Genomic DNA, 19,003 nt, shown 5'->3' on the forward strand with positions numbered 1-19,003 from the left:
ATCAGCACTCGTTCACCGCTGGGAGCGCCTGACGTCCGTCGGAGCCTGCCCGCGTCAGTCATCGCTGAGGAGGACCATGAGAGCCGTTCGGGTACACCGCTACCAGGAAGACCCGCTGATCGACGACGTGCCGGAGCCCACGGCAACCGGCCCGTGGGACGTGGTCGTCGACATCGGCGCTGCAGGCCTGTGCCGCACCGACCTGCACGTCATCGAGGGCCAGTGGGACGCTATCCAGCACCCCCAACTCCCCTACGTTCTCGGACACGAAAACGCCGGCTGGGTCCGCGAGGTGGGCTCCGCCGTCACCAACGTCCAGCCCGGCGACACCGTGATCATGCACCCGATCGTCACCTGCGGGCTGTGCCTGGCCTGCCGCGAGGGACAGGACTCCCACTGCGAAAACTCCACCTTCCCCGGGCTGAATGTCGACGGCGGGATGGCCGAAGTGATGAAGACCAACGCCCGCTCAGTGGTGAAACTCGATCCATCCCTCAAGCCTGCTGACATTGCCGCCCTCGCCGACGCTGGCCTCACCGCCTACCACGCGGTCCGCAAAGCCGCACCACTGCTGCACCCCGGAACCCACGCCGTCGTCATCGGCAGCGGCGGGCTGGGCCACATCGGCATCCAATCCCTGAAGGCGCTCACCGCGGCGCAGATCACCGTCGTCGACACCTCCGAGGAGGCACTTGAGCTGGCAAGGACGCTCGGCGCCGACCACACGCTGTCACAAGCTGGCGACGGCGGGAAGCTCCTCGAGATCACCGAGGGCGGCGCTCACGTGGTTTTCGACTTCGTCGGGGAGCACGGCACCGAGGAGCTCGGACTGAACGCGCTGCGTAACCGGGGCAGCTACTACACGATCGGCTACGGCGGAGCGGTGAACATCGACACCATCGAGATCATCTCCCGGGAAATCAACATCGTGGGAAACCTCGTGGGTACCTACCTCGACCTCGTGGAACTCATGACCCTCACCGCCCAGGGCAAAGTCACCCTGCACACCCAGACGTACGACCTCGAAGATGCTGTCCAGGCCATGCATGACCTGGACAGCGGCAAGCTGGTCGGCCGTGGCATCCTCGTCCCCAACCTCACCCAAGGGAGATAACAATGGCGTATCCCGCGAAATACTCGACCCTCAACGAGCTTCAGCTCACTGAGGAGGCCCGCCGGATCCTGGTCCGGATCATCAGGGTGGCCTTCCCGCACCCGAAGATTCCGGACGGACCCTATGAGCGCATGGCCGACAAGATCATCACCGAATCCAACGAGTCCACCTGGTTCAGGGTGGCGCTGACCCAGGGCCTGCTGACCCTGAACCAGCAGGGCGGCGAGAATTTCCTTGACCTCTCCGACGACCGGGCCCTCGCCGTGCTGCAGCGCATCGCCGACCTGGAGTTTTTTGGCTTCATCCGGCGGACCACGGTCCTGAACTTCTACGACGACCCCGAGGTGTGGGGAGTCTTCGGCTACGAAGGCGAATCCTTCTCCAAGGGCGGCTATCTGCACCGCGGATTCGATGACCTGGACTGGCTGCCCAGCCCCAGGATCGAGGAAGCCGACGAACCGCTCACCGAGATCGGCCCGCTCGGCTACGACATTTCTCAGCAGGCACCCCAGCGGGTACAGGAATCCTCGGACAGCACGGATGAAGAGCCGGTCGAGGACCTCTTCAAGGGTCAGAACAAAGTTGAAGGAGCACGAACCATATGAGCACTGAAACATCGGCACACTTCGGCTTGGACGACGACTCGGTGGTCGTCATCATCGGCTCCGGCGCCGGCGGCGGCACCCTCGCCCATGAACTCACCGAGAAGGGCATCAAGGTAGTGGTCCTCGAAGCGGGCGGCCACATCACCAACGACGAATACATCAACCACGAGTGGGAGTCGTTCAACCAGATGGCCTGGCTGGACCCGCGGACGACGTCGGGCAGCTGGCGGATCGCCCGCGACTTTCCCAACCTGCCCGCCTGGATTGTGAAAGCAGTGGGCGGCACCACCACCCACTGGTCCGGCGCCACCCCGCGGTTCAAGGCGCACGAGTTCAAGACCCGCAGCACCTACGGGCGGATCGACGGCGCCAACCTGCTGGACTGGCCCATCACCCTTGAGGACCTGGCACCGTACTACGACAAGGCCGAACAGAAGATCGGCAGCACCCACCGCCACGGCCGGCCGGCACTGCCCGCCAACAACAACTACAAGGTACTTGCTGCGGGGGCCGAGCGCATCGGGTACCGGCACTACGCCACCGGCCCGTACGGCACCAACGCGGAGCCCTACGACGGCCGGCCCGCCTCCGTCCAGGACGGCTTCAACTTCCAGGGCGACAAGAGCAAGGCCAAATGGTCAACCCTCGTCTCCGAGATCCCCAAGGCGCTGCGCACCGGCAAGCTCGATCTCCGGCCCAACTGCCACGCCGTACAGATCACCCACACCCCCGAGGGCACTGTGGACAGCGTCATGTACATTGACGACGCCGGGAACCTCCAACGCCAGAAGGCCCGCCTCGTGGCGGTGGCAGGGAACTCGATCGAGACGCCGCGGCTGCTGCTGCTCTCCGGGTCCCCCATGTTCCCGGATGGGTTGGCCAACTCGTCCGGCCAGCTGGGCCGGAACTACATGCGCCACACCACCGGTTCGGTGTACGCAAAGTTCGACAAACCGGTCCACATGTACCGCGGGGAGACGATGGCCGGCCTGGTGGCTGATGAGTCCCGGCACGACGTCGACCGTGGTTTCTCGGGCGGCTATTACCTCGAAACCATCGCACTGGGGCCGGCGTTCCTGGCCAGCTTCGCGGACCCCGGAGCCTGGGGCCCGAATTTCGCGTCACTGCTCGACGACTACGAGAACACGGCGGGTCTGTGGATTGTCGGCGAGGACATGCCGCAGGAAACCAACCGGGTCACCCTGAACACCAGTGTGAAGGATCGCCTCGGCCTGCCCGTGCCGAACGTCCACTTCGACGACCACGCCAACGACACTGCGATGCGCAACCACGGCTACCAGCAGGCGTCGCTGCTTTACGAAGCGGTGGGCGCGCTTTCCTCGCACCACACCCCGCCGTACCCCGCGACCCACAACATGGGAACCGCGAGGATGAGCGAACGTCCGGAAGACGGCGTCGTCAACCAATGGGGGCAGACCCACGATGTGAAGAACCTCTTCGTGTCGGACGGGTCACAGTTCACCACGGGGGCGGCAGCGAATCCGACGCTCACCATCGTGGCTCTGGCGATCCGGCAGGCCGAGTACATCGCGGAGCAGCTGGCGACGTCGTCCCTGTAGGACCGCCGGCCATCCAAGGACGTCGTCACTGCGCGACCGGGTCCCGAGCCCAGGCTCGGGACCCGGTCGCGAGCATCACACGAAGATCAGCACAAACCCCACCACCGCAGCCGCCACACCGATCCCGGTGAGCACCCAGCCCAGGATCCTGAAAGCATGGGCCGGCGGCACCGGTTCGGTCAGCGAGTACAGTCCCGGATCGCGCCGGTTGTAGTAGATGGTGAATTCGGTCCCCGGCACCAGGTCCTTGCCCTCCCTGAAGGAAAACAGGGCCTCGCGGATCTCATAGTCCTGGTCGTGCCAGCGGTAGCCGATGCCTTCACCGGTCACGAAAACAACCGCGTGCGTGGCGGTCCAGCCGAGCTGCGAGGTGCGGATAATCCAGGCGGTCAGGATCAGCAGAATCCCCGGCACGAGCCCCACCCACGTCAGTACCTCAGTAATCACACCCCACAACTGAGACTGGTTCTCCATAGTTTGATGCTATCGAGTATTTATTGACGCTGCGGCAACACCGACGTGGCCCGAAGCGCCCGGCCCACCTTGTCGGCCGTGTCACGCAGCAGCACGGCGATCCGCGCGGACCGCTGATCGAACTCTGCTGCGTCGAGCGAGACGGCAACGGATCCGACAATCTGACCGGCAGCATTCCGCACCGGGGCGCCCAGACAGGAAGATCCGATCATGAATTCCTCGCGCTCGACGGCAATCCCGCCTTCTCTGACCCGGTCCAGTTCCAGCTCCAGGTCTTCCAAGGTGCTGATGGTGTTGTCGGTCATGGCCGGCAGACCATGCCTGCCCAGGAACACCCGGCGCTGTGCCGGGTCCATGCCGGCCAGCAGGATCTTCCCGAACGCCGTCGCGTGCGCTGCGTCGTTGAACCCGAAGCCCATCGGGGTGATGCGCCGTCGGGCCGGGGAGTCCACCACGTGCGCCACCACAATATGATCGCCGCGGTGCACCGCGTAGTAGGCGGCGGCGTCGCCCCGTGAATGTAGTTCGAGCACCAGCCGGGCCACTGCGGACGGCGTCCCGACCTGCCGGTGCAGGGAGGCATCCAGGGCGTGCAACTTGTAGCCGAGCGCGTACCTACTCTCATCCTTGAGATGGACCAGATGCCGTGACTCGACAAGGGTTTTCAGGAGCCGATACACGCTGGGCAGCGGCATGTCCAGGGCGGCGGCGACTTCTTTGGCCGACAGGCCACGCTCGTCGGCCGCGACGACGTCGAGCAGCGCGAAAGCCTTCTGCACCGAAGCCATGCCGGTAAGGGCATCATTGCGTCCCATGACCCCATCTTCGCCGGTCGGTCAACCCAATGCCAAACACCTGGGCCAGGCCTGTGCCAAACACGCCCCGCAATAGCGGGGACACCCGGCTATTCGACGGTCAGCTCACCCATGCGCCCCCAACCGTCCGAGGAGATCTTCTCGCTGATGATCTGCGGGGTCTCCACCAACGCCTGCGGCATGTCCTTCATGGCCTGCTGGAAGTGCTCACTGTTGACGTGATCACCGGCGGCATCGTCCTGGAACGCTTCGACCAGAATGAACTGGTTGGGGTTCTCAACGCTGCGTGACCAGTCAAACCACAGGTTTCCCGCCTCCTGCCGGGTGGACTCGGTGAAGTCGCGGGTAAGGTCGAGCCAGCGGTCCGTCCAGTCGGGTTTGACGTTGAATTTGACGACGATGAAGATCACTGCGCGCCTGCCTTGGGTGGTGGGGATGAAGCGGTGTTTCCAGCAGTCTGCCGTTAATCACCGCAGCCTCCAACTCCGGTTCTCGCCTCGTGAGAATGCCCGGCGTCATCCACCCCGCACACGCCTACGCTGACATTGGAACAGCCCTCTATCGAAGGAGATTGAGATGAGTCATCCTCTGCAGGTCCGCACCATGATCAGCCCGGCCCGGTATGTCCAGGGAAAAGGGGCCATTCATCGGGTTGGCGAGTTCCTGACGCCGCTGGGCAGCAAGCCGCTCATCGTGGCCGACGATCTGGTCTGGGGTTTCGTCGCACACGACGTCGAAGCCTCCCTCACTGCCGCTGGCCTGCCCACCACCCGGGTGGGGTTCGGCGGTGTTCCCAGCGCCAACGAGGTCAACCGGTTGACCGGGCTCATCACCGAACACCAGGCGGACGTGATTGTGGCGGTGGGCGGCGGCAGCACCATCGACGCCGTCAAAGCCTCCGGCTTCGCGGCAGGGATCCGGTGGGTCACCGTACCCACCGTCGCCTCCACCGACGCACCCACGTCCGCCCTGTCAGTGATTTACACCGACGACGGCGTCTTCGAGGAGTACCGCTTCTTCCCCCGCAACCCTGACCTGGTCCTGGTGGACACCCAGCTGGTGGCCAATGCGCCGGCGTCGTTCCTTGCCGCAGGAGTGGGCGACGCCCTGGCCACCTGGTTGGAAGCCCGTGCCACCAGCCAGGCCTTTGCCGCCACCATGGCGGGCGGCCTGCCCACCCTGACCGGCACGGCCCTCGCCCGGCTGTCCTGGGACGTGCTGTGGGAAAACGCGCTCCCGGCGCTCGACGCCGTCCGTGACAACGTGGTCACCCCCGCACTGGAGAAGGTAGTGGAAGCCAACACGCTGCTCTCCGGGCTGGGGTTCGAGTCCGGCGGGCTGGCCGCCGCCCACGCCATCCACAACGGCCTGACTGCCGCCGCCCAGACCCACGGGCTGGCTCATGGCCAGAAGGTCAACATCGGGTCCCTCACTCAGCTGGTCCTGGAAGGTGCACCCAGCGCCGACATCAGGGACTTTGTAGAATTCACCACCCGGGTGGGCCTGCCCAACACGTTGACGGAAGTGGGCCTGTCCCCCGACGACGACGAGGACCTCCGGCGGGTAGCCGAAGCCGCTACCGTGCCCGGCGAAACCATCCACAATATGCCCTTCCCTGTGGGCGTCGACGATCTGACGAGCGCCCTGAAATCGATCGAACGGCTTTCCGCCGGGATCCGTAGCCGGGCTGGGCTGCCCGAACCCGTGCAGTACAAGGCGAAGCACTGACTACCGGGGCGGCGCGGGTGATCGATGCCCTGCGCTCGGCAGTCGCTGACCCGGGGCAGGTCAAAACCCGGGCCATCGACGTGCACGCCAACGCCCACGACGCCTCACACTTTTTGCTCATCCCGCAGGCAGTGGTGGTTCCGTCCAACGCCGCGGAGGTGGGGCGCCTGCTGCAGGCTAGCGCGGCGCAGGGCATTCCACTGACTCTCCGGGCCGGTGGCACCAGTCTCAGTGGTCAGTCCGTCACCGACAGCGTGCTGGTTGACGTGCGCAAGAACTTCCGTGAGATCGGGGTGCTCGACGGCGGTTCCCGGGTGCGCGTGCAGCCGGGCGTCACCGTCAGGGCGCTCAACGCCCGGCTGGCCCGGTACGGAAGGAAATTCGGTCCCGACCCGGCCAGCGAAGCGGCGTGCACCATCGGCGGGGTGGTGGCGAACAACTCGTCGGGGATGAACTGCGGCACCACGGACAACGCCTACCGGACCCTTGAGTCGGTGACCGTGGTGCTGCCGAGCGGCACCGTGATCGACACGGGGTCCGTCGATGCCGATGCGAGGCTGCGGTCCCTCGAGCCCGATCTCCATGACGGGTTGCTGCGGTTGTCCCGGCGGCTGCGGGACGACCCGTCGTCGGTGCGGACTGTGCAGCACCAGTTCTCCATGAAGAACACGATGGGGTACGGCCTGAACGCGTTGCTGGACTTCGACACCCCCGCCGACATGCTCGCCCACCTGATCGTGGGCAGTGAAGGAACCCTCGGGTTCATCGCCGAAGCAGTGTTTCGCACCATTCCCCGCCCCGCGTTCGCGACCACGGGCCTGCTGGTGTTCCCCGATCTTGAGACTGCCGCTGCGGCCCTGCCAGCCCTGGTCGACTCCGGAGCGGCGACTGCCGAGCTGATGGACGCCGTCTCGCTGAAGGTGGGACAAACCCTGACGGGGACTCCCGACGTCGTCCGCAGCCTTGCCGTCGTCAACCAGGCGGCGCTGCTGGTCGAATACTCGGCGGGCTCGGCGGCTGAAGTTGCCGATCTACAGGGCGGCAGCCAGGAGCTGCTGGGCGGGCTCGGTTTGAGCGGGCCAACCCGGTTCAGCACCGACCCGGCGACCCGGGCCAGCCTGTGGCAGCTTCGCAAGGGACTGTATGCGTCGGTGTCCGGGGCCAGACCGCCGGGCACCACGGCCTTGCTGGAGGATGTGGTGGTGCCCGTCCCGGCGCTGGCCCGCACCTGCACCGAGCTGACCCGGTTGTTCGACAGACACCGGTACAGCAACAGCGTGATCTTCGGGCACGCCAAAGACGGGAACATCCACTTCATGCTCACTGACCGGTTCGCGGCCCCCGACGAGCTGGAACGGTACCGGGCGTTCACCGAGGACATGGTGGACCTGGTACTGGGCGAGAACGGGTCGCTGAAGGCCGAGCACGGAACCGGCCGCATGATGTCGCCCTACGTCCGTCGGCAGTACGGCGATGAGCTGTACTCGATCATGCGGGAGCTCAAGCAGGTGTTCGATCCGGCCGGCATGCTGAACCCGGGAATCATCCTCGACGACGACCCGCAGGCCCACCTCCGGCACATCAAGACCACCCCACTGGTGGCTCCCGAGGTAGACCGCTGCGTCTCCTGCGGGTTCTGCGAGCCCGTCTGCCCCAGCAAGGACATCACCCTCACCCCACGCCAGCGCATTGTGACCCTGCGTGCCATTGAGCAGGCACGGCTCGACGGGGACACCGGGTTGGCGGCACAGCTCGAGAACGACTACGACTACGAGTCGGTACAGACCTGCGCCGTCGACGGCATGTGCCAGACCGCGTGCCCCGTCGAAATCAACACGGGGTCCCTGGTCAAACGGCTGCGCCGCGACGACGCCGGGCGGGCGGAGAACCTGGCCTGGGCGGGCGCCGCACACCGGTGGAAGCTCGTCACCCGCGGTGCCGGGCTGGTGCTCGACGCCGCCGCGAAGGTTCCGAGCGCCGTCGTCGTCCCAGCCAATAAACTGGCGCGGACCGTCCTTGGCGACGACACAGTGCCCTTGTATTCCTCGGATCTACCGTCGGGCGGGGCTGCCCGGGCACGGCCGACTCCCGCTGCGGCACCCGACGCCGTGTACTTCCCGGCGTGTGTGGGGGCGATGTTCGGCCCCGCGGGGAACGGTTCGGGAGTACAGGACAGTTTCGCGCTGCTCTGCGAGCGCGCAGGGCTTTCGCTGCTGGTGCCGACCGGGATCGACGGGCTGTGCTGTGGGACGCCGTGGTCGTCGAAGGGCATGGCTGCCGGTGAGGCGACGATGCGGGCGAAGACAGTCGCAGCGCTGCGGGAGGCCACCCACGACGGCGAACTCCCGATCGTCTGCGACGCCTCTTCCTGCACCGAAGGGCTGATCGGCGCACTCGGGGAGGCCTCCGGAGAGCTGGAAGCGACCGGCCGTCGGCCGCTGGTGGTGATGGATGCCGTGCAGTTCGTGGCGGAGCGGGTCCTGCCGTTGCTGGGTGTGGTCGGGCAACTCGACTCGCTGGCCCTGCATCCCACCTGCTCGTCAACCCGGTTGGGGCTCAACCCGGCACTGGAGGCGGTGGCCAACGCCGTCGCGGTAGAGGTCCTGATTCCCGAAAACTGGGGTTGCTGCGCCTTCGCCGGTGACCGCGGGATGCTCCACCCTGAGCTCACCGCCTCGGCCACCCACCGGCAGGCCGCCGACGTCGCAACCTTCGACGCCTCCGCCCACGCCTCCTGCAACCGCACCTGCGAACTGGGGATGACCCGAGCCACCGGCGAGGACTATCGGCATGTCCTTGAACTGCTGGAGGAGGCGACCCGCCGGTAGGCCTCCGGTGCCGCTACTTGACCGACCCGGAGGTCAGCCCGCCGACGATGAACCGCTGGAGGTAGAGGAACAGCAGCAGCACCGGCACCGCGATCATCACGGATCCCGCAGCGAAGATGCCAAGGTTGTTGCTGCGGTCGCCAGCGATGATCCCGAACATTCCGACGGCGAGGGTCTGGACGCCACTGTCGGTGAGGAAAATGCTGGCCAGGATGTATTCTCCGATCACCGCCACGAACACGAGAAGACCGGTGATCGCGAGGACGGGTCGAATCAGCGGCAGGATGATGCTCACGAAGATACGGAAGTGTCCGGCCCCGTCGATGCGCGCGGCCTCATCGAGTTCGGTGGGAATTGAATCGAAGAACCCCTTGATCAGCCATACCTGGCCCAGGGCCCCGCCCATCAGCACCAGACCGTAGCCCAGCAACGTGTTCAGCCCGATCGCGGGGACCACTTCGCCGAAGGATGCGACGAGCAGGAACAAGGCGACGATGGCCAGGAACTGGGGGAACATCTGAATCAGCAGCAGCGCCAGTAGTCCGGTACGCCGACCGGTGAATCGAAACCTGGAGAAAGCGTAGGCGGCGAGCGTGCTCAGGAAGACCTGGGCTAGCGAGACCGCGGTGCACAGGATCAAGGTGTTGAGGTACCACTGGGTGAATGGGCCGTTGGATCCGTTGAGCAGGTTCTCGAAGTTGACCAGGCTGAAGGTGGTGGGGAGCAGCTGCGTGGACGCGACGCTACCCAGCGGGTTCAGGGCCGCCGAGATGATGTAGAGCACCGGGAAGAGCGCGAAGGCGACACCGGCCAGGGCGACCAGATGGCGCCATCCGACCTCGCTCCACCAGCGTGCGCCCCGCGGAACCTCGATCCCGCCACGAACTTTCGAGGGCCTACGGGGCTTGGTCTCGACTGTGGCAGCCCGGACCGGTGCCACCTGGGTGGTAGTCATCGCACGTCCTCCAATGCTTTGGTGTAGCGGAACTGAAGTCCGGCGAGGACCGCAGTGATGATGAACAGGACCACCGAGACCGCTGACGCGAACCCAAACTCGGCTCCACCCTGCCCGAACGCAATCCGGTAGGCGCCGCTGATGAGGATGTCCGTGGCACCAATCACACCGCCACCACCCGGGAATGGCCCGCCGCCCGTGACCAGCTGGATGACGTTGAAGTTGTTGAAGTTGAAGGCGAACGAGGCCACCAGCAGGGGTGCAACGGCGACCAGGAGAAGCGGAAACTGGACCTTCGTGAAGGTAGTCCAGGCGTTTGCGCCGTCGATCTTGGCCGCCTCGTTGATGTCCTGCGGCAGTGCCTGGAGGGCACCGGTGCTGATCAGGAACATGTAGGGAAAGCCGACCCAAAGGTTGGTCAGCAGGACAGCGATCTTGGCGAGGAACGGATCCCCGAGCCAGTCGATCCGGGCGCCACCAAGCATTGCGTTGATCAACCCGAAATCGCGGTTGTAGAAGCTCTGCCAGACCAGGAATGAGATGAACACAGGGATGGCGTACGGGACGATCATTGCTGCGCGGTAGAGCTTCAACCCGCGCACCCGTGGATCGTTGAGGGTGACCGCCAGCAGCAGTCCCAGGACGAAAGTGGTCAGCACCGATCCCACGGCGAAGGTCAACGTCCAGATAAACGACCCGAGCAACAGGCCACGAATCTGGGGGTCGCTGAAGATGCGGACATAGTTCGAGGCCCCAACATTCTGCTCCCAGCTTTGGTCGAAGGCCCGTGCACCCTGGCCATCGGCGAAATATTCGCGGTCGCCGAAGGTTTGCGGGGTGAAGCTCTGACCGGTTGCCGTGTTCGTGAGAGTGTCGGATGCCTCGTCATAGTGCAGGGCTTGAACCCCTTCGAAGGCCTGGCTGATCCCCTGGGTGCGGATGGCTCCGCCCTCGGTGGGGACAGAAAGCTCAGTGAGCTGGCCGCCGGCGTCGTTAACCTCCTTGCCAGTAAGGATGGTCACCCCGGGCACGTCGCGGACGAACCCGTCCTTGATGGTGCCGCCCTCAAGTGACGCCAGACCGTCTTCGGTTCCTTCAAACGCTTCGTTGGTGGTGGGGTCGACCAGATACAGCGTGAAGGGACCCGTGGTAGTGGGGCCAACCGTGCCGACTGTCATGTTGTAGATGGTGCCGCCAGGTAAAGGAGTGACCGAATTGCCAACGATGGCCTGGATTGTCTCTTCCTTGGTGCCGCGCGTGCCGTCTCCGGCGTTGGTGAACGACAGCTGCACCGTAGCGAGGATGGGCAGGATGACGAAAACCGACAGCAGCAGGGTCCCCGGCAGCAGATACTTCAACGGAATGACGCGGCGGGTCGAGTAGACGGCGATCAGACCCACGACGCCCGCCCAGACGCCAACGAGCATCCCCCACTGTTCTGCCGCGACGAGAAGTGGCGTGAGGGAGATACCGGCGCCGAGGGCAGCGCCGAGGCCAATAACCTTGGCGAGAAGGGCGGGTACAGAGGCGGTGGGGCCCAGCGAGAAGCGGGGCCCCACCTTCCGTACCGGAGCGGGCTTCAGTCCGGTCGACATAGCGTTTTACTTGAGAGCGTCGGCGATGGTCTCGCCGGCATCGGTCATGGTCTGCGCCGGATCGGCGCCCCCGACAATGGCTGCTTCGGCTTGCCCGAGGGGCGTCCAGACCGCTGCCATGGCGGGAAGGGCCGGCATCGGGATGCCAGCCGAGGCTGCTTCAGCGCTGAGCTTGACGTCGGGGTCCTCAGCGGACACCTCTTCGAGGAGTGCCGACGTTGCCGGGGGCACACCGTAGGCCTCGTACAGGGCGCGTTGCGTTTCATCCTGTCCGACGACTGTCTGCAGGAACGTCTGCGCGAAGGACTTGTTCTCGCCCTGGGAGGCGACGTAGAACGACTGCACGCCGGTGAAAGGCTGAGCCGGGTCCATCCCCTCGAAGCCTGGAATGGGGCTGATCTCGTAATTGATCCCCGCCTCACGGATGTCCCCGAGGGTCCAGGGTCCGTTGACCATGAAGGGGATCGTGCCCTCATTGAATTGCGCGATGGAGTTGTCGAAAGTGAGCGACTGGGTGAGAACGCCGGTGCCGGTCTCACCCAGCTCGGAGATCTTCTCGGCGGCCGCGATCGATCCGGGCTTACCCACCCCAAGGTCCTCGGGGTTGTAGCTGCCATCAGCGTTCTGGCCAAACAGGTAGCCGCCCGCCGACGAGAAGAAGGGCTGCATGTAATACGCATCCCCTTCCGGACCGACCTGCAGGTTCAGTGCCCTGTCTGCGGTTCCCGCGTCGACGGCAGCCTGGCCGATGCTCAGCAGCTCTTCCACACTTGAGGGCGCGTCGGGTGCCAGATCGGTGTTGCGGATCAGTACCAGCGACTCAATGGAGTAGGGCATCCCGTAGGTCTGCCCGTTGTAGGTGACGGCTTCGGCTGCGATAGGAATCAGTGCCTCTTTCTGATCCGCGCTGATCTGCACCGGGTCGATCGAGTTGTTCTGCACCAGATTGCCGATCCAGTCATGCGCGCCGACCACAATGTCCGGCCCATTCCCTGAGGCGTTTGCAGTCACGAAGTTGGTCTGCAGGTCAGTCGCCACCGTCTGTACCTCGACGGTGATGCCGTTTTCCTCGCCGAACTTGTCCGCGATCGGCTGCATCGCCTGCACGAATGGCCCATTGGCCCAGATCACCAGGTCCGCATCTCCGCGGTCGGGGGCACCCGTTGCGGCCGGTGCGTCTTCAGTGGACGCCGCACCGGAAGCGGATGAGGTAGGGGCCGATGGGGCGGAACACCCGGAGGAAACGATGACCAGCGATACGGCCGCGAACGCCATCGCTGCCGATCTCGCCCTCCGCTGAACAGACATGCCTGAAGTGATAATGCGCATCGATGCGCCTTTCTAATCAAGGGGCCGCGAGGACCAACTGAATACCGCTATCCGAAGGAGTAGGTGGAAGCCGTAAACCTGCGAAAGCGTGTGATGGGTCACAACTGTAAGCGATTACAGTTGTGACGTCCAATACCTACAAATGGTGCAGTAGCGAATTCATTGTCTGAGTCGTCATTTGCGCAACCGGTTCCATTGAGGTTCTTTCGGGCCTAAGATTGTCGACATGCTTTCAAGTTCAATCACCGATCAGCTCCAGCTCTCCCCTCTCCATGAAAGGGACGACGTTCAGCAGTGGTGGCGTTCCTCCGTGATCTACCAGCTGTACCCGCGGTCGTTTCGGGACCTCAACGGTGACGGCATCGGAGACCTCAAGGGCATCACCGCCGAACTGGGCCAGCTTGCTGAGCTGGATATCGATGCGCTGTGGCTATCACCCTTCTACTGCTCCCCGCAGCTCGATGGTGGGTACGACGTCAGCGACTATTGCGATGTGGACCCCATCTTCGGGACCCTTGAAGACTTTGACGCCCTGGTGACCAAAGCGACGTCGCATGGCCTCCGCGTCATCATCGACCTCGTTCCCAATCACTGCTCCCAGGAACACCAGCTGTTCAAGAACGCCCTGGCGGCAGCACCCGGCAGCCCTGAACGCGGGGTCTTCATCTTCCGGGACGGCTGCGGCGAGGGGGGCACACTCCCTCCCAACAACTGGCAATCCCACTTCGGCGGACCGGCGTGGACGCAGGTTGTGGAAGCTGATGGGCGTCCCGGCCAGTGGTACCTGCACCTGTTCGATTCTTCCCAGCCGGATTTCAACTGGGACAACCAGGCAGTGCACGATGAGTTCGAACGCATCCTCCGCTTCTGGCTGGACCGAGGCGTCGCGGGATTCCGTGTGGATGTTGCCCACGCACTGATCAAGGCCGATGGATTACCCGACTGGGGCGGGCGGGCCGACGGGGGCAGCACCCCGGGATTCCCCTTCACTGAAGCGCCCATGTTCGGGCAGCCCGCAATCCACGACATTTTTCGTCGCTGGCGGTCGATTCTCGGTGAGTACGACGGCGAACGTATCCTGTGTGCCGAAGCCAGCGTCGACCCGTTGAGTAGGCTCGCCGATTGGGTGCGCGAAGACCAGATGCACCAGACCTTCAACTTCTCCTACCTCGCGGCGCCCTGGGACTCCACTGAACTGCGCCGTATCATCACCGCGTCCCTGGAAGCTTTCGACCGGGTCGCCGCTCCAACCACCTGGGTACTGTCAAACCACGACGTCGTCCGGCATCCCACCCGCCTCGGTCAGGGCCCCACAGAAGCGGGGCGGCAGGGCGACGGCATCGGACCCGACGACGAGCAACCGGACCACCGGCTGGGATTACGGCGGGCTACTGCCGCCTCAGCGTTTATGCTCGGACTACCCGGCGGGGTCTATCTTTATCAGGGTGAGGAGCTGGGACTCCCTGATCATACGGAAATGCCTCATCACTACAGACAAGATCCGTCCTATCACCGCACCGAAGGAAACAGGCTCGGCCGCGATGGCTGCCGGGTGCCTTTGCCCTGGACTACTGAAGGGGCTTCCCTCGGATATAGCCATACCGGGGAATCATGGCTCCCCCAGCCGGAGGGGTGGGCCGAACTGTCCCGGGAGGCCCAGCAGAAGGACCCTCGGTCTGTCCTTTCCCTGTACAAAAATGCGCTTGCTCAACGCCGGCTGCACCAGCTGGGCTCGGGGTCGCTCGCCTGGGCAGAGGACTACTTCGCTGAGGGTTGCCTTGGATATGTCAACAACTCTGTCCTCGTCCTGCTCAATATGAGCCCTACGGACCTTGAGATCCCGGATCTACCCATCCTTTTGCGCTCCAACCCGGCCGCCGACTCCTCCCGTATGCTGTCCTCGGAGGAATGCATATGGCTTCACCTGGACTAACCCGCGGCAGAGCCGACGTGGGCCCGCCCCGCATCAAGGACGTAGCGGCCCTTGCGGGTGTGTCCACGGCGACTGTTTCCCGGGCGCTCAGCGGCAACGGGCAGGTGTCGACCAAGGCCCGGACACGGGTGCAGCAGGCAGCCCGCGATCTGGGTTTCGTCATGTCCTACCACGCATCAAGTCTGGCGACCGGTCGCAGCCGCACCATCGGTATCGTCCTGCCCTACATTGACCGCTGGTATTTCTCCGCCGTTCTCGAAGGGGCAGCCGGAGCAATGATCGAGGCCGGGTATGACCTGTCGCTCTACAACTTCGAGGGAGATCAGTACCGCGAAACCGTACTCACTGACTTCCTGCTCCGGAAACGACTCGACGCTGCCATTGCCGTCTCGCTGCATCTCAACGACCACGAGACCGAGCAATTGTTCTCGGCAGGCATCCCCCTGGTCGGCATTGGCGGGCGCATCGCTGGCGTGGATTCGATCTACATCGACGAACATGCCGCGGGTCGCCGTGCCACCGATCACCTCATCGGTCTGGGGCATCGCCGAATCGCGCACCTGGGCGGCGTCCATGAACACGGGCGCCAATTCAAGCCCTCCACCGACCGTCGCGCCGGCTACCTCGACGCCCTACAGGCCGCAGGGATCCCCGCCGACCCCGACTACTCCCTGATCGCTGATTTCACCCTCAATGATGCCTATCAGCAGACAAAGAATCTGCTGGCCGAACCCCGCAACCGTCCCACTGGTATCTTCAGCGCCTCCGACGAAATGGCTATGGGAGCAATCCTCGCGGCACGTGAACTGAACATTAGGGTCCCAGCCGAGCTATCCGTCGTCAGCATTGACGGCCACCCGAACGGCGAGTCTTTTGGTCTGACGACAATTGACCAGCACACTCACGATCAGGGTGCCAAAGCTGTCGCCCGGATTCTGCAGCAACTTTCAGGAGACACCGCCGACATGCCAGACGATCCACTGCCGCTCGACTTCATCGTCCGCTCCTCCACCGCTCCGCCGCAGGAGGCAGCCCGCCGGTAGGCTTCCAGTACCAGTACCGGTACCGGTGCCGGTGGCGGAATATGCTGCCAGGATCCGCTGCCGGTGCCGCTACACCAACCGCCAGGAGAAACCACAGTGCGCCTCATAGCCGAAAACTGCTACCAGCTTGAAAAGTCCAGGGGGTCGAACGGCTATCTGGTGAGCGGCCCCGGGTTCACCGCGGTGATCGACCCGGGCATGCCGGGCGGCTACGATGCCCTGCTCACCGAACTGCGCGATGCAGAGCCTGTGATTGGTCCGGTCACCCATATCCTCCTGACCCACTACGACGCCGACCACACGCGGGTGGCAAAGCAACTGCAACAGACGCTTGGGGTGCCGGTCTGGCTCGGCGCTGCCGACGCCGCCATCCTGCGCGGGGACGTTCCTCCACCCACCCGTTTCCGGCGTTTCCTCGCCCGGGTCTTCCCGACCGGTTACCCGGCGGGGGTCGTTGAGCTGACCGGCGAACAAACCGTAGCCGAGGGTCTCACAGCCTTTCCCACGCCGGGCCACACCCCCGGGCACATGGCGTTCCAGTTCAGTGCGGTGCTCTTTTCCGGCGATGCGGTGGCAGTGTCGGCGAACGGTGAGCTCAGGCAGTTCTACCGGCTGACCATCAGCGATCCAGCGCGGGCCCGGCAGACCGAGGATCTGCTGTGGGCCAGGATCGCCTGCGGTGGTGTGCGGTGGATCTGCGCCGGGCACAACCCGCCAGCGAAGACCGGGATCCGCTAGGAGTCTTTGGGTGCAGAATCCCCGGGTGCAGAGTCCTTGGGCGAGGAATCCCCTGGTGGAGCGTTTTGGGGTGCGGCGCCGTCCTTCGCTGGATCCTCGTGAGACCTGAGCTCATCGAGGGCCGTAATGGCTTTTTCCCAGCGCGTCTGCCGTTCGGCGGGTGATTGCTCCCACCAGGGTGTGCCCCGCTCGCCGAGGCCTTCCTTGGCGATCTGCACGCGGCGACGCGCCTCCTTCACCTTGGGTTCCTGTTTGGCCTTGCGGTGCTTGTTGACGGCCGAGCGGGCGCGGCCCAGCTGGGATAGCAGCTGCTTGGCGACGTCGTCGGGCAGGGTGGGATCGGCGCGGCGCCATTTCCTGCCTTCATGCAGGAAGAACCGGTCGTCGTCGGGCGTCTGGGTGGTCACTGGCTAGCCTGCAGCCCGAATAGCGCCCCGAAGAACAGGAAGAATCCTACGATCAGGAGGACCGCCCAGATGGTCGAAATCCACCCGAGCACCTTGCCGATGGTGGCCGCCTGATTGAACTTTTCGGCTCTGCTGGCCTGGATGATGGCCAGAGGTCCGAAGACAATGCCGAAAAAGAACAGTCCGATGATCCCAAACACCAGAGACAGCTGGGCGTGCTTCTGCCCTTGCATCGCACCCTGGGAATGCATGGTGTGCGTTGGCCCGTAGTGGGAGGGCTGTCCGGGGTAGTTCTGGGACATAGGTTCATCCTTTGGTCTGCGTAGCTGGCTAAGGGTACCAACCTACTAGCTGTTGGGGACCGGCGGACCTACGACCAACAGTGCCGCGAAGACCACGGCGACCGCCGCGACCGACACCACCGCAGCCAGCAGGGGCTTGCGCAGCACCCAGGCCTGCAGTTGCTCGGCCGGGCCGCGCGGGGTGGCGGCGCCCGGGGCGAGCCGCCACCCGCCGTCGAGCTTCCGGCGGCGTTCCATTGACCGGTCGAACACGACCGAGGCAAGAGGAACAACAGCCGAGAGCAGGCCCACAACACCAAGTTTGAAGGACCAGCGCTGGTTCACCCAGACGAAGATCGTGACCATCACAAACACCAGGAAAACAAAACCGTGGATTCCGCCAGCTGGTGAGATCAGCGACTCGGTTGTTTGGGTCGCGTACTTGAGGAACATGGCCAGGAGCAGGAAGGCCCAGGTCAGTGCCTCGGCGACGGCGACGGTGCGGAACAGGATGCGAGGGCTCATGCGTTTCTCTCCAGAATGGTCGGTCCTTCCAAATTACCGCAGGGCGTTGCACCCGCCCGCACCCATCCGGCGTTGGACACGTCACATCCGTACCTTTGGTGTGGATAGCCGCCGCAAGCCCGTCGCTGTTGGGTCTCCCCTTCCCACCGAATCACGGCTGCCGGTTGACCGGGCCACCGTGATCAGCGTGGCGATAATGATGACTGCCCCGGCCAGCTGGCCAACCGAGAGGGTTTGGCTCAGGAAGACCCAGCCGCACAACGTCGCCGTCAAAGGACTCAGCAAGCCGAGGAATGACGCGGTCGACGCCGGGAGCCGGCTCAGTCCGCGAAACCAGAGGAAATAGGCGACGACCGAACCGATACTCATGAGGTAGAGGTAGCCAGCAATATTCGCTGGGGTCAGCACTGCGGGCGGCGGCCCTTCGACCAGCCATGCCAACGGCATCAGGAACAAGCCGCCAGCGACGAGTTGCCACGCTGTCAGTGTCAGGGGCGACGCGGGTTGCCCCCACCTCTTCAGCAGGACAACCCCGGTGCCCATGGAGGCGGTGCCCAGAAGCGCCGCGGCGACGCCGATAGGGTCGAGTTTGGCCTCGGCGGACAGGACCATCAGGGCCACCCCGAGGATGCCGGCCATGCCCGCGACTATTTTCCGCGCGGTGAGCCGCTCCGAAACGACCACCGAGGCAAGGACGGCGACGACGAGCGGCTGGATGGCTCCCATTGTGGCGGCCACACCGCCGGGAAGCCGGTAGGCGGCGATGAACAGCAGCGCGAAGAACGCGCCAATGTTGAGCACCCCGAGGGCTGCGGCCTTCCACCACCAACTACCCTGCGGCAGCCGGCGGATCAAGAGCAGCAGGACCAGCCCCGCGGGCAGCGCCCGCAGCACCGCAGCGAGGTGTGGACGGTCGGGTGGCAGATACTCGGCGGTCACCAGATACGTTGTCCCCCAGATGGCGGGAGCGAAAGCTGTCATTCCCAGGATCATTCGATTGCTAAGCACTTAGCTAGTTTAGCTAAGTGCTTAGCGAGTGTCTAGGCTTGGTTC

Annotated in this window: 18 protein-coding genes; 8 read left to right on the forward strand and 10 right to left on the reverse strand. The window is 64.6% G+C overall.

Annotation, left to right across the window (positions count from 1 at the left end):
• Window positions 1-76 precede the first annotated feature (76 nt).
• From ACX80O_RS01875 to ACX80O_RS01885, 3 genes are read left to right on the forward strand one after another with little or no spacing between them, the layout of a single operon-like run.
• The gene (locus ACX80O_RS01875; RefSeq protein ID WP_459305195.1) at window positions 77-1,114 is read left to right on the forward strand and encodes an NAD(P)-dependent alcohol dehydrogenase; all 1,038 of its coding nucleotides are present in this window, start codon (window positions 77-79) and stop codon (window positions 1,112-1,114) included.
• Window positions 1,115-1,116: 2 nt separating this feature from the next.
• Window positions 1,117-1,719 carry a gluconate 2-dehydrogenase subunit 3 family protein gene (locus ACX80O_RS01880; protein ID WP_459332323.1) on the forward strand — a complete coding sequence of 201 codons (603 nt, stop codon included), beginning with the start codon at window positions 1,117-1,119 and terminating at the stop codon, window positions 1,717-1,719.
• On the forward strand, window positions 1,716-3,299 hold the full coding sequence (locus ACX80O_RS01885; RefSeq protein ID WP_459332324.1) for a GMC family oxidoreductase: 1,584 nt from the start codon (window positions 1,716-1,718) through the stop codon (window positions 3,297-3,299). The genes ACX80O_RS01880 and ACX80O_RS01885 overlap by 4 nt, the downstream gene beginning before the upstream one ends.
• Window positions 3,300-3,374: 75 nt before the next feature.
• Here ACX80O_RS01885 and ACX80O_RS01890 read toward each other — a convergent pair whose 3' ends face one another.
• The 3 genes from ACX80O_RS01890 to ACX80O_RS01900 form a co-directional block, all read right to left on the reverse strand.
• Window positions 3,375-3,773: a hypothetical protein gene (locus ACX80O_RS01890; RefSeq protein ID WP_459305200.1), complete on the reverse strand. Its 399-nt coding sequence runs from the start codon at window positions 3,771-3,773 to the stop codon at window positions 3,375-3,377.
• A 20-nt stretch (window positions 3,774-3,793) separates the two neighbouring features.
• Window positions 3,794-4,588, reverse strand: coding sequence for an IclR family transcriptional regulator (locus ACX80O_RS01895; protein ID WP_459305201.1), 795 nt, complete (start codon window positions 4,586-4,588; stop codon window positions 3,794-3,796).
• An 89-nt stretch (window positions 4,589-4,677) separates the two neighbouring features.
• Window positions 4,678-4,998 (reverse strand): putative quinol monooxygenase, encoded by a 321-nt coding sequence (locus ACX80O_RS01900; RefSeq protein ID WP_459332325.1) that lies wholly within the window; start codon window positions 4,996-4,998, stop codon window positions 4,678-4,680.
• A gap of 166 nt (window positions 4,999-5,164) precedes the next feature.
• On the opposite strand from ACX80O_RS01900, the gene ACX80O_RS01905 reads away from it, so the two are divergent.
• Together ACX80O_RS01905 and ACX80O_RS01910 are read left to right on the forward strand one after the other, a co-directional pair.
• Complete coding sequence (locus tag ACX80O_RS01905) at window positions 5,165-6,316, forward strand: glycerol dehydrogenase (protein WP_459332326.1); 1,152 nt, start codon at window positions 5,165-5,167, stop codon at window positions 6,314-6,316.
• 17 nt (window positions 6,317-6,333) lie between these two features.
• Window positions 6,334-9,144, forward strand: a complete 2,811-nt coding sequence (locus ACX80O_RS01910) for an FAD-binding and (Fe-S)-binding domain-containing protein (protein WP_459332327.1) — start codon at window positions 6,334-6,336, stop codon at window positions 9,142-9,144.
• Between the two features lie 13 nt (window positions 9,145-9,157).
• Here ACX80O_RS01910 and ACX80O_RS01915 read toward each other — a convergent pair whose 3' ends face one another.
• From ACX80O_RS01915 to ACX80O_RS01925, 3 genes are read right to left on the reverse strand one after another with little or no spacing between them, the layout of a single operon-like run.
• Window positions 9,158-10,099, reverse strand: coding sequence for a sugar ABC transporter permease (locus tag ACX80O_RS01915; RefSeq protein WP_459332328.1), 942 nt, complete (start codon window positions 10,097-10,099; stop codon window positions 9,158-9,160).
• Complete coding sequence (locus ACX80O_RS01920) at window positions 10,096-11,694, reverse strand: ABC transporter permease subunit (RefSeq protein WP_459332329.1); 1,599 nt, start codon at window positions 11,692-11,694, stop codon at window positions 10,096-10,098. The genes ACX80O_RS01915 and ACX80O_RS01920 overlap by 4 nt, the downstream gene beginning before the upstream one ends.
• 6 nt (window positions 11,695-11,700) lie before the next feature.
• Window positions 11,701-13,023 (reverse strand): sugar ABC transporter substrate-binding protein, encoded by a 1,323-nt coding sequence (locus ACX80O_RS01925; RefSeq protein ID WP_459332330.1) that lies wholly within the window; start codon window positions 13,021-13,023, stop codon window positions 11,701-11,703.
• Between the two features lie 226 nt (window positions 13,024-13,249).
• Here ACX80O_RS01925 and ACX80O_RS01930 point away from each other — a divergent pair, with 226 nt between their 5' ends.
• From ACX80O_RS01930 to ACX80O_RS01940, 3 genes are all read left to right on the forward strand, one after another.
• Window positions 13,250-14,956 carry a glycoside hydrolase family 13 protein gene (locus ACX80O_RS01930; RefSeq protein WP_459332331.1) on the forward strand — a complete coding sequence of 569 codons (1,707 nt, stop codon included), beginning with the start codon at window positions 13,250-13,252 and terminating at the stop codon, window positions 14,954-14,956.
• Complete coding sequence (locus tag ACX80O_RS01935) at window positions 14,938-15,999, forward strand: LacI family DNA-binding transcriptional regulator (RefSeq protein ID WP_459332332.1); 1,062 nt, start codon at window positions 14,938-14,940, stop codon at window positions 15,997-15,999. The genes ACX80O_RS01930 and ACX80O_RS01935 overlap by 19 nt, the downstream gene beginning before the upstream one ends.
• Window positions 16,000-16,095: 96 nt before the next feature.
• Complete coding sequence (locus ACX80O_RS01940) at window positions 16,096-16,737, forward strand: MBL fold metallo-hydrolase (RefSeq protein ID WP_459332333.1); 642 nt, start codon at window positions 16,096-16,098, stop codon at window positions 16,735-16,737.
• Here the strand turns inward: ACX80O_RS01940 and ACX80O_RS01945 are convergent.
• From ACX80O_RS01945 to ACX80O_RS01960, 4 genes are all read right to left on the reverse strand, one after another.
• Window positions 16,734-17,144 carry a 2-polyprenylphenol hydroxylase gene (locus tag ACX80O_RS01945; RefSeq protein WP_459332334.1) on the reverse strand — a complete coding sequence of 137 codons (411 nt, stop codon included), beginning with the start codon at window positions 17,142-17,144 and terminating at the stop codon, window positions 16,734-16,736. The two genes, ACX80O_RS01940 and ACX80O_RS01945, sit on opposite strands and share 4 nt — an antisense overlap.
• Complete coding sequence (locus tag ACX80O_RS01950; protein ID WP_459305210.1) at window positions 17,141-17,446, reverse strand: hypothetical protein; 306 nt, start codon at window positions 17,444-17,446, stop codon at window positions 17,141-17,143. The genes ACX80O_RS01945 and ACX80O_RS01950 overlap by 4 nt, the downstream gene beginning before the upstream one ends.
• Window positions 17,447-17,491: 45 nt before the next feature.
• A complete protein-coding gene (locus tag ACX80O_RS01955; protein ID WP_459305211.1) occupies window positions 17,492-17,950 on the reverse strand; it encodes a DUF3817 domain-containing protein in 459 nt (152 codons plus the stop codon).
• A gap of 81 nt (window positions 17,951-18,031) precedes the next feature.
• Window positions 18,032-18,958 carry an EamA family transporter gene (locus ACX80O_RS01960; RefSeq protein WP_459332335.1) on the reverse strand — a complete coding sequence of 309 codons (927 nt, stop codon included), beginning with the start codon at window positions 18,956-18,958 and terminating at the stop codon, window positions 18,032-18,034.
• Window positions 18,959-19,003 lie beyond the last annotated feature (45 nt).

The sequence above is a fragment of the Arthrobacter glycogeni genome (assembly GCF_054511155.1).